This is a genomic window from Parendozoicomonas haliclonae (genome assembly GCF_900174585.1).
In the GTDB taxonomy this organism is placed as follows: Bacteria; Pseudomonadota; Gammaproteobacteria; order Pseudomonadales; family Endozoicomonadaceae; genus Sansalvadorimonas; species Sansalvadorimonas haliclonae.
This window is the reverse complement of record NZ_FWPT01000003.1, coordinates 387,964-404,725: the sequence shown is the minus strand read 5'-3', so window position 1 is coordinate 404,725 and position 16,762 is coordinate 387,964. Positions and strand designations below refer to the sequence as shown.

The following is a 16,762-nucleotide window of genomic DNA, read 5'->3' as shown; positions in this document are numbered from 1 at the left end:
GTGGCTGAACTTTTAGCCGTATCTTTACCGCTTTGTTGGATTTCCGAGTACTTTGAGCATGTCCTATTCCATCTCCCGAACCCTTGATACTACTGGCCTGACCTGCCCTGAGCCGGTGATGCTGCTGCACAAGGCTGTCCGCGAGATGTCTGCGGGGGATATTGTGGAAGTGATTGCCACCGATCCGTCTACCACCCGGGATATCCCTAAGTTTTGTAACTTTCTGGATCATGAACTGCTGGCTCAGGAAGAACGGGATAATTGCTATTTCTACCATATCCGTAAAAGTGAGGCGGCCTGATCTGATCCGAACTGTTCTGAGGTGAGGGTCGAATCCTGACCAGATGGTCAGGATGCCTGCCATGAGTCCTCCTTTCTCCAACCCGCTGGCCAGATTGGTGTCTAACCCCTGTTATTGATAGCTCAGGGGCTGCCAGCCATGTACACATCCCACTATTCACCCCATAGCGCCAGACGATCCGATAGACGAGAGTACCGGCACAGCCCCGAGCACGAACGGCCCGAACGAAAGACCTTTCATGGTTATCGCGTTCACCCGTATCACCAACCTCATAACACGCCAGAAGGTCAGAAGAATAATCTCGGGCACAGGCAGGAATCCGCTTATTCTCAAGAACAGACGCAGCGCATTCGAGCCCTGCACGAAAGAGTGAGTCATCTTGGTAAGGTGGAAAGTGACGGCCATGATCGTCACTTTCAGCATTTTGTTCAGGATTACGAAAAGGATTTTCAGCGTGTTTATGAGGATCTTCTTCAAGAACGTCTCCCTGAGCGCCGCTCTCTCCATACGCAACTGTTGTTTCGTTATGCTGCGCTTATGGTGTTTGGTGGTGATTACCGTAAAGCTCTGACCTGGATGAAACGGCTTGAGCCTTATGAGTATTTAAAAAATCCGCGGTCGTATCAGGAGTACCAGAAGCTTAAAGCCAAGGCGCTGGATCGCTATGCCCATGACTGTTTTTATAACTTTGGTGATATCAAGGGGAATAAACAACCGCCTGAAAGCATTCAGTTTCTTCGGGACGTTGTTTCCGATCGGGATACGTTCAATCTTATGGAGCCTGAGCACCAGGCTGAGTATCTCTCCTGTATGTTCTGGTATGCCATAGAGTTTCAAGAGCTGTCTTTTGCCGATCATTGTCTGGAATGGATTGAAGGCGGGGATATGCGAGACAGGTATCTGCAGGCTCTGGAGAGCAACCCTTTCGGGGCCTTTACCTTTTGGACTTGCTATCTTGGCTGGCTCAGTGTTTCCCAGATGCAGGATACGTCATCCCCCAGGATTATTGGTCAGTTGCTTGATCAACTCTGTGAAGATGCTGTCAAGGTGCTCGCACAGGCCCGCACGCATGGCGACTGGCTCCCGATTTTTCTGTTTTACCAGGCTCGGGTTATCTGTCTGCCTGTATGGCTTTTGCAAGAATCACCGGATGATGAGCAGAAAGCCCGGTCACTGCTTGCTGAGCTTGAAAGTGATCCAGTGGAAGAGCTGTATGTGCGGGGACATAATCAGGGGCGCTATGAACGACTGATCAGCAGGGTGCTGATTCATCTCGGCGATGTGTTGTTAAGCTGGGGACGGGCGGAGGAAATTCCTGAACTTATCGAGAAAATGTATAGCCTTCGGCATTATGTGTCCGTGGAAACCTCTTCAATACTGCGTCTTAAAGCGGAAGCCCGACTATCCGAGATTAAAAAAAACAGAGGATCGGACAGTCTATTTGCACCTATCACCCTGGGTGATAATGAGCGGTTGGAGCTAAGTGAGTACGCAGAAAATCTGACCCGTTTGGCCCCCCATAACAGGTCCCGCTGTTGGGTTGTTGCTGGTTTGCTTTATGTCGCCATGGGGGACCGGGAACAGGCAGAACATGCTTTAAAACAATATCGTGGCAAAGCAACGCTGGGTTATCGGTTAAGAGCCCAGAATCTTTCCAGTCAAGGCCGATTGCTTGAAGCCTGTGAAATTTATCAGCAACTGACCGAAGCTGACTCAACAGGCATTTATGCGATGCTTAACGAATATGCTCTTACCATGAATTCTCTTATGCGAGATTGTGAGGGTACCGCCGTTATAACGCTTCAGAAACGCATTTTTGAAAAGATCAAAGCCGCTGTTTTATCTGCTCCAGAAGGTTGGAGGGCGGGTTGGAACGCATTAGGTCATCATGCCAACGATCTCGCTCAACAAGAACAGTTATTCCCCTTCCGGCAGTATGTACGGGAACTGCCTGACCCTGTTAACAGGGCAAGACACTGGGGGGAGGCTGCCAGTATTGCCTTTAATATTGCCAATAGCCCCGATGTTCAAAGCACGATTGATGATTACCGTATACTTCAGGCGGAAGACTTTTGCCGTTATCAGCCCGAGGTCCGTCGATATAATGATGGTACTGGCCGAGTGAGTGGTCGGGCCAGCTGGCGGAATCACTGATCCAGTAACCGGGAAAACGCCGCCATCGCCTCAGGATCCCCCGCCTTGATCTTGTTGGCGATGATATGGTGGAAGAAGTATTTAAATTCTGGTTTTTCCTGGATGGGGTAAAGGCACTCATCTCCTGCCAGAACCGGGGTGGCATCAATCTTTTCCGTATCCGCAATCATGGCTTTGATCTGTCCATCAGCAAACAGCCGCCAGCTGGTGATCTGGGTCAGAGTGACGCTTTGGAAGGAGTTGCTGGTCATCACCGCATGGGTTCCGATATTGTCCGGAATCTCCTGAATCACGGTACTCTCTTCGGCTTTTTCTTCGATTTCATGGAAGTAGCTGGCAGCGCCTTCCAGCTCAACAATTTTATGAACAGGCGCTTCATAGAACAGGCGTTCGTGGCGGCTGTCGTAATAACCTTCCCAATGTCCGTTCAATGGGTCTTTCAGATTGGCTGCTGATACCAATCGGCTAAGCCAGGGCACCATAGCTTCTACTTCGCCATTTCTGCGCAATGCCCAGCACAGAATTTTCATGCTGAACATCTTTTCCTTATTCACATCATTGCTGTACAGCATCTCGATGCCATCCAGCTCGGGAGCCAGCCGCACGATGGGATTGTTCTCAGGATCTTTGACTTTACGACGGGTGAAGATATCCACCACATTGTCAGGGGATTTCGGATCGGACTGATTATTTTTGTTGGACGGATTATCCGCTTTCGACATGTCACATCCCTGTCACAAAAAGAAGGCTTCTGCAGAGCAACATCCTTGTCACTCTGAATTTTTTAAAGACTAACTTTTAGCGTAGTTGGTGAACTGTCAGGCTGTCATGTTCTTCGCAATAGCAACTTCTTCAGGTGCAGCTTCTTCAGGAGCTTCTAAGCAAGAGCCTGACTGCGAGCCGTTTTCTTCATAACGAAAACAAGACGACTGATTAACAGTACTGCAGCAACGGTCAGTCCGGTAATCAGGCCAATCCAGAATCCAGCTGCGCCCATGGCTGGTACGATCAGGTCTGTCAGACCGAGGGAGTAACCTACCGGCATAGCCACACCCCAGTAGGCAAAGGTCACCAGAAACATCGGGATTTTAGTGTCCTTAAAACCACGTAAAACGCCGTTGGCAGAAGACTGCAGCGCATCGGAGATTTGATACACCGAGGCATAAACCAGCAGCATAGCTGCACCGTGAGCAACCTCTGGGTTGCGGGTGTAGAGGCTGATAATGACTTCCGGGAACAGCAGAATGAAGGTGGCGGAAACCGAAGAACAGCAGGCTGCGAGAATAATCCCGGTGATGGCTCGCAAACGGGCTTCGTTAAAGCTGCCTTCGCCCAGTGCCAAGCCGGTCCGGATGGTGATACCAAAGGAAAGACTCATCGGGATCATATAGGTCAGGCTGGAGAAGTTCAGGGCAATCTGGTGAGACGCCACATTGTTCGCCCCCAGCTTACCGATCAGCAGTGCGATCACAGCAAAGATACTGCCGCATACAAAGATATTGATACCGATCGGGAAACCCAGCTTAAAGATATCGCCCATGCGGGAGAGATCAGGCTTCATTTCCCGTTTGTCCAGATGCTGCTGATAAGCATGATGCTTGCTCAGGTACAGATACATCAGACCAGCCATGATCCAGAACACCAGACTGGTTGCCCAGCCACAGCCCACGGCGCCCAGTGCGGGAAGGCCAAACTTGCCGTAAATCAGCACATAGTTCACCGGAATATTCAGCAGCAGGCCGGCAATGGCAATCAGCATCGGCGCACGGGTATTGCTCATGCCTTCACAGAAACTGTTGAAGGTGTAGAACAGGGCGATGCCGGGTACGCCAAAGGCCAGAGCCAACAGGTAGTCGCTGGCAATTGGAACAATCTCCGGTGCGACATCCATAAACACCAGAATGGGTTTCGCCATCAGCAGATAGGCAATCAGGATGATGCTGCAGATGAGGGCTATCCAACCGGTCTGGCCCAGGTCTTTGGTGATCGGCAGGCTGAGACCCGCACCACGATGGTGGGCGATCATTGGGGTGAGTGCCATAAGAATGCCACGTAACAGCAGACTGACCGGCATCCAGAGACTGCCGCCTACCGCAATCGCAGCAAGGTCCTGAGCACTGACCTGACCAGCCATAGTGGTATCAACAAAGTTCATTGCCGCAGTTGCCAGTTGTGAGGCAATGATCGGCATCGACAAAACAAGCAGAGCACGGCACTCCGCAAAAAAGCGGGAAACTGTAGAGTTATGGTTATTCATTAAGGAGAGATGACATCCAAACGTAATACCCGGAGTTGAGCACCATAGCGAGAATGGGGTATCAGTGGGATGTGCCTATAAGCGGAGCATAGTTTAATCATTCAAAACAATTTGAAAACCCCTACGCCGATAAGCCGCGCCAGATTACGGTTTATAGCGCCTGTGACGATACCTAAGAAGAGTGCTCCTCCCCGATAACGCGACAGGGCAGAACCGTGACTGACTTCCCGCAAATTGAAGATCCGGTCGAAGAAAAGAACCATATGCTCTGGAAGCTGGGCTTTGTGCTGGGCCCGGTCTTTGCGCTGATCCCACTGTTTATTGATGCGCCGGAGGGCTTGTCAGAAGCGGCCTGGCGCTGTGCAGGGCTGGCTTTGATGATGGCTGTCTGGTGGGCGCTGGAGATCATGCCGATTGCCATTACAGCGCTTCTGCCGCTGGTTATGGGGCCTTTGCTGGGGCTGGTGAAGCTGGATGTGGCTGCGGCTCCTTACGCCCATCCGGTGATCTTTCTCTATCTGGGCGGGTTTATGCTCGGGCTGGCCATGGAGCGCTGGGGACTGCACCGCCGCATTGCTATTCATGTGATGCTCAAAACCGGAACCGGTGAGCAGCGGCTGGTTATCGGCTTTATGATGGCTACAGCCTTTCTGAGTATGTGGGTCAGCAATACCGCGACCGCTGTAATGATGCTGCCTATCGGGGTTTCGGTCATCCAGATGCTGAGAGAAGAAGGGGCGCTTTCCCGAGGTTTCCCTCCGGCCCTGTTATTAGCCATTGCCTATGGCGCTTCCATTGGCGGTATGGCAACTTTGATTGGCACGCCTCCCAATGCCTTGCTGGCAGCCTTTCTCGAAGACAATTACGGCATGACCATTGGCTTTGCCCAGTGGATGGCCGTCGGTTTGCCGGTTTCCCTGTTGATGCTGATGATTACCGGCTGGTGGTTAAGTCGTGGCGGCTATCAGCTGAGTGCGGACCAGAGTCCGGCGGTCCGGCAGCAGCTTCAGGACGATATGCAGCAGCTGGGGCGTATGAATCGCGGTGAGAAGATGGTTGCGGTTGTGTTTGTACTGGCGGCTCTGAGCTGGTTGTCCCGACCGTTACTGATACAGCTCTTTCCAGGCTTACCCTTATCCGACACCTTGATCGCAATTATTGCCGGAATGGCTTTATTCCTGTTGCCTGTGCAGATGCGTTCCCTGGAGTTCGTGATGAACTGGCAGACCATGAAGAAGCTGCCCTGGGATGTCCTGTTACTTTTTGGCGGTGGCCTGAGTATTGCCGCGATGATTCAGAAGAGCGGGCTGGCCACTTGGGTAGCCACCCAGATGTCGGTCATTCCGGGCGGGACCGAGCTGGCTGCTGCCCTGCTGGTCGTTACCGTGATTATCTTCCTGACCGAAATTACCAGTAATGCTGCCACCACTGCGGCGTTTCTTCCGCCGCTGGGAGCCTTGGCTCTATCTCTGGATATTCCACCTGCCTTACTTGCCATTCCTGCGACCCTGGCCGCCAGCTGTGCCTTTATGCTGCCGGTTGCTACACCGCCGAATGCCATTGTCTTTGGCTCCGGCATGCTGAGCATTCGGCAGATGCTGCGCAGTGGTCTGATTTTGAATCTGGCCGGTATTGTGGTTATTGGGCTGCTGTCCTACTGGCTGGTCGGGATTGTCTTTTAAGCCGGCACAGAACGCTTTTGAGGAAGCTCGGCCAGTGTTGGATACTCGCCGCTCCTGTAAAAGTCAGCCAGAGCCCGGGCAAACACACCGGCTCGTTCTGGCAGACCATTCATCAGATAGTTCCGAGCCTGTTGTTCTACAGCCAGCCTGAAGGTGTCGCTACAGCTGTTACCGGTCATCAGATTGTCGGCACTGATCCGAAATGGAGCCCGGCAGCAGAGTGAAAATATCCACTCCATGGCCTGCGGTTTGACCTCGACCTTTTCAAACAAAGCCTGTTGCTCGTGACTGCGGCCATCCGGCTCATACCAGTAACCGAAATCCTCCTGCAGACGGCGCTGCTTTCCGGCAATGCACCAGTGAGCAATCTCATGCAGGGCGCTGGCAAAATAGTCATCCCGGTAATCAATACGGGCAGGCTGAGCCTCGTCCGCAGGCGTATAGAGCGGCTCGGGAGCACCGCCCTGCAGGATCGTGTTGTAGGAATTGTGGAAACAATTATTAAAGATCCTGATCAGATCCTGATCGTTATGCTGGGTAATCTTGTTATTGATGTTGTAAATAGTGTGCGCCATAAAGCAGCGGGTGGTCTTTAGTTGCGATTCTGTTGGGGCGCATTATACCATCCTGCACAACCGCAAAGCTTCTGGACAAGAAAGAATGCCAAAACAGAGCTCGGGCGCAGAATTAACCATTGTTGCCGATGAGAATATTCCCCTACTGAATGAATTTTTTGCCGGCTTTGGCAGTATCCGAAAGCTGCCGGGCCGGTCCATGACGCCTGCTGATGTTGCCGATGCGGATGTGCTTCTGGTGCGCTCTGTCACCGAGGTGAACGAGCATCTGCTGGCGGGAAGTTCGGTAAAATTTGTCGCCACTGCAACCAGCGGCACCGACCATATTGATACCCAGTGGCTTGAGGATAACCAGATCGGATTTGCCTCTGCGGCGGGCTGTAATGCAGATGCGGTTGTCGATTATGTCTTTACCGCTCTCAATGCTCTTTCGGACGGACAGGGCCTGAATATCGAAGGCAAGGTCTTTGGGATTGTTGGCTATGGTCAGGTGGGTTCCCGTCTTTATACTCGGTTGCAGCAACTGGACATAAAGTGTCTGGTCTGTGATCCATTTAAAGAGACGCCTGATCAGGTCTCCATTGATGAGCTGGTAGAAGGCGCGGATATCATCTCGTTGCATACACCGCTGACTCAGTCCGGAGAGGAGCCAACCTGGCACCTACTGGATGGTGAGCGGCTCTCACGTCTGAAAGAAGGCTCAGTACTGATCAATGCTGGCCGTGGTGAAGTTGTCGATAATGTGGCTCTGATCAGGCGACTTCAGTCTGATAGTCCGATCACGGCTGTTTTGGATGTTTGGGAGAATGAACCTGCCTTGTCCACTGAACTGCTGGAACTGGTGGCCCTGGGCACGCCTCATATTGCCGGTTACAGCGTGGATGGCAAGGTGCGTGGTACGGAAATGATCTATCAGGCCATGTGTCAGTGGTTGAATACGCCTGCAGATATTTCTTTAGATACGATTGCTCCGGTTCCTGCGCTGCAGACATTGTCTGCGGCTGGAGAGAATATTGCTGAAATCACAGCGGCATCTATTCGGCTTCTGTACGACATCCGTCGTGATGATCATTGTCTGAGAGCTTTGGCGAAAACTGCAGGAGATGATACGTCTGCTTTGGTAAAGGGCTTTGACCAGTTGCGGCGTCACTACCCCAAGCGCAGGGAATTTAATACGTTGACTGTGCAAGTGCCGGAGACGGCAAACGCTCTGGAGAGAGAATTGGCAGGAATCGGATTCAGTATTGAGTCTGGCAAATAATAAGTCATCAAGAAGAACAGCATATGGCGACTCTGACCCTTGGTTTGATTATTAATCCTCTGGCCGGCATCGGTGGTGCCGTTGGGCTGAAAGGCAGTGACGGCGCTGAAACCGTTGCCAAGGCTCTGGCCAGTGGTGCGCAGCCGAAAGCCGAACAAAGAACTCGTGTGGCGCTGGAGAAGTTCCAGAACCTGACCGATAAGGTGCAGTTTCTGACCTGGGGCGGGGATATGGGGGAAAACCTGCTGGCCGATATGGGCTTTGCTCACAAGGTTCTTGGACATGCCAGCGCCGAGCAAAGCTGTGCTGAAGATACATTGAAAGCCGCACAAGCCATTGCTGCACAGGGTGTGGATCTGCTGCTGTTTGCCGGTGGGGATGGCACCGCCAGAAATATTTGTGATGTTCTTCCCGAAGGTCAGCCGGTGCTGGGTATTCCGGCTGGCGTCAAAATCCATTCCGGTGTGTATGGGGTTACGCCGGGAGCTGCAGGGGAAATTGTGCGGGGGCTGATTACCGGACAGCTGACCGATATCCGCAGTCGTGATGTTCGTGATCTGGATGAGCAGGCCTTTCGGGAAGGGCGGGTTAAAGCCCGCCATTATGGTGAACTATTAGTGCCGGAAGCTGGCCAGTTTCTGCAGAACGTCAAGCAGGGCGGTCGAGAAGTCGAAGAGCTGGTTCTGCAGGATATTGCCGATGATCTCAACGAGACGCTGGAAGATCATATGCTTCTGATTGCCGGCCCGGGTTCTACTACCAAAGGTGTCTTTGAGTGTTTGGGGCTGGAAAGTACCTTGCTGGGCGTAGATGTGTTTTGCAATGGCCAATGTCTGGCCGCCGATGCCAGCGAGCAGGCGGTGTGGAAACATCTCGAACACCATCTTGCCAGCGGTGCTGGTCCGGTCAGAATCCTGATTACCGCTATTGGTGGGCAGGGGCATATTCTGGGACGGGGCAATCAGCAGATAAGCGCAGCGATTGTTGAAGCCGTCCTCCAAAAGGAGGGGATGGATGGTCTGCAGGTGGTGGCTACCAAAACCAAGTTGAAAGCTCTGGAAGGCCGCCCTTTGCTGGTGGACTCCGGCAGTCCGGAGCTGGATCGTCGTTTATCAGGCACCATCAAGGTGATCACTGGTTACCATGATGCTGTTCTCTATCCGCTGACCTCACATTAACGCCCGGAACCGGCACTCTGCCCAGTTGGTTAGTCGCTTCGGGAACCTCTGACGGAAATTTGGTTCTTTAGTGGTTTGAACCGGTCTTCCGAGAGCAGAGTTAACATGCAGGTCAGCCCTTCCAGTCCCTCCCCGTCTCAGCGACCACGGGCATCCCGTGGTCGTGGCCGTGGCCGACAGAGACAACCTTGCAGTGCGCACCGCTCAAGGTCACCGCATAGACAAACGGAATCCCCTCAGGTTGTGATGGGCTCCCGGATAGGCAAGGGCGCTCAGTCTGAGGTATACGAGGGCCGTTTTGGGCAGCGTCAGGTTGCTTTGAAAATCTATTCTCTGAACCTGGTGCAAAACAGAGGCAAGTATGTTGTTTCTAAGCATCATGCCGAGTTTGAGCGAGAGTGTCGGATCTTTTCTGCCGTTACCCCTTTGCAGCCTGACAATATTGTGGCTTTTGTGGGGACAGCTGAACTGAATGGACACAAGATTCTGGTAATGGAACGTCTCCCCCGCGCGTTAAGCGACAGTATTGCCATGAAAGAGGCGGTATCTCTATCTCTCAGGCTGCAGCAGCTTCGGGATGTGGCCGAGGGAGTCTGCTTTCTAAATGCGCAAAACTGGCTGTTTGTTGATATCAAACCGAGCAATATTCTGCTGACCCATGAACAGCGCTGTAAGCTGACTGACTTTGGTATTTCAGAGCCATTGGGGCGTATCGGAATGTTGCCCTATGATCCCAGTTGTTTTTACCTGCCTCCGGAGTTGTCCGGTTACTGGGTGGCTGACGATGGGCGCTATGAATACAAGGTGTTATCGACAACGCCACTGACAAGTCAGACCGACAGCTACGGTCTAGGCTACCTCACGTCCACAATGATGTATGAATTTCTGGGTATTCAGTGTTGCTGGGAAATCCAGGATGGGAAAATCCATGACTTTGATACATTGCATGATGGCGGACGTTATCATCGGCAAATGATTGTGCATCAGCTTCCAAAACTGCGTGGCCGGGTACGAACAGATGGGCCTTTTGGTAGCCCGCCTGTGCAAAAAGCCATGAAGGAACAGCTAATTCGGCCTGTTATGCATCTGGTGCCACAAAGTCGCATATCACCTGCAGAATATCTGGAAGCCTTGAAGAGCTTGCAGAAGCGCTTTTGTGAAGCCAGAGCGCGCGGCACAGATATGGGTTAAACAACGAACGCCCATAACGAAATAAGGCCATCATGGGATGGCCTTATTGAGAGTTCTCTATTGAGAGTGCTATGAGGATCAGAGGCTACGCAGGTGAGCGATCCGCTTTTCCAGTGGCGGGTGGCTCATAAACATTTCTGCCATGCTGCGACCACCGTTGATGCCGAATGCCATCATCGAACCCTGCAGTTGCGGTTCATGGCTCTGGCGCAGACGCTCCAGTGCGGCAATCATTTTTTCACGGCCAGCCAGTTGGGCGCCGCCCTCATCGGCACGGAACTCACGCTGACGGGAGAACCAGGCGACAATCATGCTGGCACCGATTCCCAGAATCGCTTCCAGAACAAAGACCACACCCATATAGGCGAACATGCCCAGACCACCGCCTTCTTCGTCATCACTGCGCAGGAAGTTATCAATCACCATGGCGATTGCGCGGGCAATAAAGATCACGAAGGTGTTCACAACACCCTGGATCAAGGTCAGGGTCACCATATCTCCGTTGGCAACGTGGGAAACTTCGTGACCCACAACCGCTTCCGCTTCGTCCTGATTCATACTGCGGATCAGGCCGGTACTCACCGCGACCAGCGCTTTGTTCTTGCTGGGGCCGGTTGCGAAGGCGTTAATATCAGGGGAGTCGTAAATAGCCACCTGTGGCATGGCAATACCGGCCGCTTGAGCCTGACGGGCAACGGTTTCCATCAACCATTGCTCAGTGCCATTGCGGGGTTGTTCAATAACCTGCGCACCGGTGGACTTCACCGCCATCCAGCGGGATATGGCCAGTGAGAAAAACGCACCACCGAAGCCGAAGATAATGGCGAATCCCATCAGACCGCCCATGGTCCGGGTGTTCAGTCCAATCAGGCTGGTGACAATACCCAGTACCAGCACAACTGCCAGGTTGGTAGCCAGGAATAAGAAAATGCGTTTCATGCCCTGTTTATTCTCCAATATCGTGGGACAACACTGCCTTTATGGAGACTTCGGCATGGATATTCAATCCTGAAATTGTACCGAATTGTCTCAAATGACGTTTCTAGTATGGCTTTTGGGCAACAAAGAGCGAGGTGGCGGGGATCGTCAGCTCGTCTTTCCAGTAACCCCGTCCATCATCCGTTGCCAATGGTTGTTGGTGCTCAAGAAGGTTGAATCCGGACTGGGTGAAGAAGTCTCGGTAGTCTTCTGTACTCCAGAAGTAGTCGTAGAAATCCAGATCCTGTTTGCTGTAACGGGAGTGAACCCGTGAGCCACTGACCCGGTTTCTGTTTTCCGGAAAGTCCACGTCTTTGCTGGCCCATTGCCGGTCCGGATTGTGGCGTTCATCGGAGCTACCCATAACCACAAGAACGCCTCCGGGCTTCAGGGTGCGATAGATATCCTTAAAGATGTTGATGATTTCATCTCGGTCGCCAATCTCAACAATCACGTAACTGGCCAGTGCCAGATCGTAGGTATTCTCAGGGCGGGGAATCTTGCCGGAAGTGATGCGGGTAAAAGGTACATCCATGTGTGCGGTCAGGGCGGCTGCGAGCATATTCGGCTCAATATCCACACCCTCGACCCGGTATCCGGCCTTCTTCAGATACGGGATAGCAATACCGGTACCACAGCCATAATCCAGAGCCAGAGCGGTATCCGTTGCCGGATGGTAGTCTTGCAGGGCTTTTTGGAGAACCGGCTCCAGCAGGCTTTTCGCCAACCAGTTAAAGTGCAGGTAGCGTTCTGCCGTCTGTTCACTGTATTGCATGGTATTGGCAGCCAAAACCGGCTGCGTGAGCCATGCCATCAGCAGACTGAGTGCAAGAGTAAAGCGAGAGTGGCGGGCCATAGTGTCAGGTCTTTTGATTTATGGGGATGACACTATAGATGGCTGACCAGAGGATGCGCGGAAGATGGGAAGAGTGGCTTAAAGAAAAGCCTTCATGCTGTGCAGCATGAAGGCAAAAGGGTATCAGGAGGTGAAAACCCGAGGCTTGGTTCGGCGATGCAGGCGATCAAGGAAGCGCCCGAACTTCTCAATGGCTTCTGACAGTTCATCAACCCGAGGCAGGGTAACAATACGAACGTGATCATGGGTTGGCCAGTTAAAGCCGGTTCCCTGAACTAACAGAATCTTCTCCTGCTTCAGCAGATCCATCACCATCTGTTCGTCATCCTCAATGGGGTACATCTTCGGATCAAGCTTAGGGAACAGATACAGCGCGCCTTTAGGCTTAACACAGCTGACGCCTGGGATTTCGACAAGCTTCTCCCAGGCCACATCCCGCTGCTCCTTCAGACGACCACCGGGAAGAACCAGATCATTGATACTTTGGTAGCCCCCCAGTGCCGTTTGAATGGCATGCTGGGCCGGAACGTTGGCACACAGACGCATGGATGCGAGCATCTGCAGACCATCATGGTAATCTCGGGCAGCGTCTTTCGCACCGCTCATGACCATCCACCCACTGCGGAAGCCGGCAGCCCGCCAGGATTTGGACAGACCGTTAAAGGTGATACACAAGACATCCGGTGCCATAGAAGCCAGAGCAATATGCTCGGCATCATCGTAAAGAATCTTGTCGTATATCTCGTCGGCAAACAGGATCAGGTTGAACTCCCGGGCCAGCTCAACAATGCCTTCAAGAATCTCCCGTGGATAAACGGCGCCTGTCGGGTTATTCGGGTTGATAACGACAATACCGCGGGTCTTGCTGGTGATCTTGCTGCGCATATCTTCCAGATCTGGGTACCAGTCAGACTGTTCATCCTTGATATAGTGCACAGCACTGCCGCCGGAAAGCGTTACGGCCGCAGTCCAGAGCGGGTAGTCCGGCGCCGGAACCAGAATCTCGTCACCGTTGTTGAGCAGTCCCTGCATGGACATCACGATCAGTTCACTGACGCCGTTACCAATAAAAATATCGTCGATGGTAACGTCGGCAATGCCGCGCTGCTGGGTGTATTGCATAACGGCTTTACGGGCGGAAAACAGCCCCTTGGCATCACAGTAACCCTGGGCCGAAGGCAGGTTCAGGATCATGTCCTGAATAATTTCTTCTGGTGCGTCAAAACCAAACGGGGCCGGGTTGCCGATGTTCAGTTTCAGAATGCGCTGACCTTCTTCTTCGAGCCGACGGGCCTCATGGAGAACAGGCCCGCGAATTTCATAGCAGACATTGAGCAGCTTGCTCGACTTCTGGATATCCTGCATGGTGACTATCAAGTGCCAGTTTCATTGATGACTGCCTTATAATACACCGGTGCATTAGGGTGCGACACGATTACTTCTTGTGGAATAACAAAATGACGGAAAGATCCTCCAAGATGGTGCGAACTGATGACGAATGGCGTCAGAAACTCACACCTGAGCAGTACCATGTCTGCCGGGAAGGCGGGACGGAGCGTCCTTTTTCTGGCGAGTATGTTGACCATAAGGACGCGGGTTTATACGGCTGCACCGGTTGCCTGAGGCCCTTGTTTCGCTCGGATGCCAAGTTTGACAGTGGCTGTGGCTGGCCCAGCTATTGGCAGCCTGTGGATGATGCCGCCATTCTCTACCGTGAAGACAACTCACTGGGTATGTCCCGCACTGAAATACTCTGTGCCCATTGTGAGTGCCACTTGGGGCATGTGTTTCCGGATGGCCCACCTCCAACCGGACTGCGTTACTGCGTTAACTCGGTTTCCCTGAACTTTGCTGCTGACCCCGATACGGAGTAATCACCATCGTCCTGTAGCCAGTGCTCAATTTTGGCGACCAGCGTTTTATGATCGAAGGGCTTGCTCAGATAGTCCTGCATGCCGTTAGAGAGACACTGATCACGATCCTGTTCAAAGGCATTGGCGGTGAGCGCAATGATGGGAACATGATGATATTTCGGCATGCCCCGGATTTTTTCGCTGGCCTGATAGCCGCTGAGCACCGGCATATTGCAATCCATAAGAATCAGATCGTAGGCTGGTTGTTCGTTGGTAGACTGTTCACAGGCCTCGACCGCCAGTTGTCCATTTTTGCAGGTTATGACCTCAAAGCCGGCATGAAGTAACACTTCTTCAATAATCAACAGATTGGTTGGGTTATCTTCTGCAACCAGAATGCGGGCTGTACCTTGGTTGGCTTTGCCGTGAAGGTTTTTGTTTCCGGACGTATCCAGAGATGGTTTGGCTTCACTGGCCACAGAACTCAGTGCCTGCTGTATCCGTTCTCGTCGAATAGGTTGCGAGACGAGGGTAGATGAAGGTGATACCTCGACCCCGGAGCCATCTTTCAGGTAAATAATTTTCTCCGGCGAAGTGTGGCGCAGCGTATCGGGCAGGAAGTCTGCAAAACTCTGTGGAGCAATCAGAAGCGTACGGTCCGAGTGAATAAATTCCTGAGGTGGCCATGGTCCTGACCAGGGCAGAACTGTCACGGAGGTAGCCAAACGTTGGCAGTAGACGGAAAGAGCCTGCGCTGTTTTTGGTGGTGCAAGGATCTGTACCGGATGGGGAATGCGTTCCAGTACCGAACCTGTACTTATGGAGCCGTGATTACCTGAGCGTTCTGTGCCGGCATAGGGGATCACCAGTTTAAAGGTACTGCCACCGTTGCTGTTGCGGCTAACCTGCAGTTTACCGCCCATAGCCTCAGCCATATTACGGGACAGCGCCAGACCCAGACCGGTTCCACCAAACAGGCGGTTGGTATCCTGGCTGGCCTGGGAGTAATAGTCGAAAACCGTATCCAGTGAGGAATCAGGGATACCGATGCCGCTGTCACGTACAAAGACATTGAGCATCAGGACATCATTGACTGTCTCTGTTTTGGCTTCCAGAGAGACATAGCCCGATGGCGTGAATTTAATGGCATTGCTGATCAGATTAACAATGATCTGCTGGAGGCGGGTTGGGTCGCCGACCAGCTGGTGGGGGACAGAATCATAAATCGTACTTTGCAGACATAGCCCTTTACTTTCTGCCTGCTGGGCAAACATGGCGGTGGTTCGTTCAAGAATGTTTTCAGGGTTGAACGGGGTGCTTTCAAAGATCAGCTTGCCTGATTCAAAGCGGGAGAAATCGAGAATATCCGTTAACAGTTCCAGCAGTTGCTGGCCGGCATCATGGGCTTGCTGCAGGCGTTCACACTGTTTGAGGTCCTGACTTTCCGAAAGAGCCAGATCGACCATGCCCATAACACTATTCAACGGTGTACGGATCTCATGGCTCATACTGGCCATCAGCGTAGCTCTTGCTTTGGCTGTCTGGAGCGCTTTCTCTTTAGCACGTGCCAGCTCTTCGTTGGATTGACTCAGCAGATGGTTGTGGCGGGTCATTTCCGCAGTGCGATCCGCAACCTTGTTTTCCAGAGCTATCAAATGATCACGCAGCTGACGCTCGGCCCGGTATCGTCGTTTCTCGTTGCTGCGGGTGGCATAAAGCAGGTTATTAATCTCATCGACCAGCTTGCCAATTTCGTCTTCCTGATGTTCTGGTGGGCAGGGAATCTGAACCAGTGCCGTATTGTTAGTGTTGTTATTACCGCGCAGTTCTTTCAGAGTTCGACTGATGGCTGTCAGAGGTGAAGTCAGCATCCGGTAGAAAAGCAGCAGCAGAATCAGGGCCATGCAAAAGCCTTTGAGCAGGGCGGAGAGGAACGACAGGAAAGCCCTCTGTATAAACGCCTCGCCAAACGAATAGGTATCAATTTCAAATTGCAGATAGCCAAGCAGAGCATCAGGATCAAAATCGACCCGTAGTGCCTGTCGGTAAACCCGGCTGCGACCGAAAAGAAAATCGCCAATCCCGCGGGCTTTATCCTGAGTCAGTTCCCTCGATACGCTGCCAAGCTGATTACCAAACTCATCACGCAGTTCAGCATGAGAAAGGGCAGGATAGCTGAGCAGGCCATTTAACAGTTCCTGTGCCAGTTCAGTATCAATGTTGTAGGCAATACGGGCCGCAGGGGCGGTGCTGATTTCCAGAAGGGCGCGCACCTCCTGATCAATGGCCAGATCCTGTTGGCGGTAATCGATAGTGATATTCAACGTGCTGAATACCAGCCCAATAATAAAGGCGACAGTCAGGGCATATCGGGTCTGGCGAAAGGAGAGTCTTTGACTGAAATGAAGGTTCTTGTCCACGACATGCCTGTCAGGGTGATTTTTATTCTGGTCAATCATTGTATCCATCAATGATG

General features: G+C 52.4%; 14 protein-coding genes. 7 read left to right on the top strand and 7 right to left on the bottom strand.

Annotation, left to right across the window (positions count from 1 at the left end):
* The first annotated feature begins 58 nt into the window (after nt 1-58).
* Both tusA and EHSB41UT_RS08225 read left to right on the top strand, forming a co-directional pair.
* Entirely contained in the window at nt 59-301 is a 243-nt protein-coding gene (gene tusA / locus EHSB41UT_RS08235) for a sulfurtransferase TusA (RefSeq protein ID WP_087108641.1), read from the top strand.
* Nucleotides 302-439: 138 nt separating this feature from the next.
* The gene (locus EHSB41UT_RS08225; RefSeq protein ID WP_165767188.1) at nt 440-2,455 is read left to right on the top strand and encodes a hypothetical protein; all 2,016 of its coding nucleotides are present in this window, start codon (nt 440-442) and stop codon (nt 2,453-2,455) included.
* Here the strand turns inward: EHSB41UT_RS08225 and EHSB41UT_RS08220 are convergent.
* Nucleotides 2,449-3,177, bottom strand: coding sequence for a hypothetical protein (locus EHSB41UT_RS08220; protein ID WP_087108635.1), 729 nt, complete (start codon nt 3,175-3,177; stop codon nt 2,449-2,451). The two genes, EHSB41UT_RS08225 and EHSB41UT_RS08220, sit on opposite strands and share 7 nt — an antisense overlap.
* A gap of 155 nt (nt 3,178-3,332) precedes the next feature.
* Entirely contained in the window at nt 3,333-4,712 is a 1,380-nt protein-coding gene (locus EHSB41UT_RS08215) for an MATE family efflux transporter (protein ID WP_087108632.1), read from the bottom strand.
* A gap of 215 nt (nt 4,713-4,927) precedes the next feature.
* Here EHSB41UT_RS08215 and EHSB41UT_RS08210 point away from each other — a divergent pair, with 215 nt between their 5' ends.
* The gene (locus EHSB41UT_RS08210) at nt 4,928-6,394 is read left to right on the top strand and encodes an SLC13 family permease (protein WP_242667263.1); all 1,467 of its coding nucleotides are present in this window, start codon (nt 4,928-4,930) and stop codon (nt 6,392-6,394) included.
* Here EHSB41UT_RS08210 and EHSB41UT_RS08205 read toward each other — a convergent pair.
* Nucleotides 6,391-6,969, bottom strand: coding sequence for an elongation factor P hydroxylase (locus EHSB41UT_RS08205; RefSeq protein ID WP_087108630.1), 579 nt, complete (start codon nt 6,967-6,969; stop codon nt 6,391-6,393). The two genes, EHSB41UT_RS08210 and EHSB41UT_RS08205, sit on opposite strands and share 4 nt — an antisense overlap.
* Before the next feature lie 85 nt (nt 6,970-7,054).
* Here EHSB41UT_RS08205 and pdxB point away from each other — a divergent pair, with 85 nt between their 5' ends.
* The 3 genes from pdxB (at nt 7,055) to EHSB41UT_RS08190 (ending at nt 10,599) form a co-directional block, all read left to right on the top strand.
* On the top strand, nt 7,055-8,230 hold the full coding sequence (gene pdxB / locus EHSB41UT_RS08200; protein WP_087108628.1) for a 4-phosphoerythronate dehydrogenase PdxB: 1,176 nt from the start codon (nt 7,055-7,057) through the stop codon (nt 8,228-8,230).
* 23 nt (nt 8,231-8,253) lie between these two features.
* Nucleotides 8,254-9,408, top strand: a complete 1,155-nt coding sequence (locus EHSB41UT_RS08195; protein ID WP_087108626.1) for an ATP-NAD kinase family protein — start codon at nt 8,254-8,256, stop codon at nt 9,406-9,408.
* Nucleotides 9,409-9,513: 105 nt separating this feature from the next.
* Nucleotides 9,514-10,599, top strand: coding sequence for a serine/threonine protein kinase (locus EHSB41UT_RS08190; protein ID WP_087108624.1), 1,086 nt, complete (start codon nt 9,514-9,516; stop codon nt 10,597-10,599).
* A 78-nt stretch (nt 10,600-10,677) separates the two neighbouring features.
* On the opposite strand, the gene htpX is transcribed toward EHSB41UT_RS08190, so the two are convergent.
* From htpX to EHSB41UT_RS08175, 3 genes are all read right to left on the bottom strand, one after another.
* Nucleotides 10,678-11,538: a protease HtpX gene (gene htpX, locus EHSB41UT_RS08185; protein ID WP_087108622.1), complete on the bottom strand. Its 861-nt coding sequence runs from the start codon at nt 11,536-11,538 to the stop codon at nt 10,678-10,680.
* Between the two features lie 103 nt (nt 11,539-11,641).
* The gene (locus EHSB41UT_RS08180) at nt 11,642-12,433 is read right to left on the bottom strand and encodes a class I SAM-dependent DNA methyltransferase (RefSeq protein ID WP_087108620.1); all 792 of its coding nucleotides are present in this window, start codon (nt 12,431-12,433) and stop codon (nt 11,642-11,644) included.
* A gap of 123 nt (nt 12,434-12,556) precedes the next feature.
* Nucleotides 12,557-13,798 carry a pyridoxal phosphate-dependent aminotransferase gene (locus tag EHSB41UT_RS08175; RefSeq protein WP_087108618.1) on the bottom strand — a complete coding sequence of 414 codons (1,242 nt, stop codon included), beginning with the start codon at nt 13,796-13,798 and terminating at the stop codon, nt 12,557-12,559.
* A 92-nt stretch (nt 13,799-13,890) separates the two neighbouring features.
* On the opposite strand from EHSB41UT_RS08175, the gene msrB reads away from it, so the two are divergent.
* Nucleotides 13,891-14,307: a peptide-methionine (R)-S-oxide reductase MsrB gene (msrB, locus tag EHSB41UT_RS08170; RefSeq protein WP_087108616.1), complete on the top strand. Its 417-nt coding sequence runs from the start codon at nt 13,891-13,893 to the stop codon at nt 14,305-14,307.
* On the opposite strand, the gene EHSB41UT_RS08165 is transcribed toward msrB, so the two are convergent.
* Nucleotides 14,253-16,754 (bottom strand): hybrid sensor histidine kinase/response regulator, encoded by a 2,502-nt coding sequence (locus EHSB41UT_RS08165; RefSeq protein WP_087108614.1) that lies wholly within the window; start codon nt 16,752-16,754, stop codon nt 14,253-14,255. The genes msrB and EHSB41UT_RS08165 overlap by 55 nt on opposite strands.
* Nucleotides 16,755-16,762: the final 8 nt, after the last annotated feature.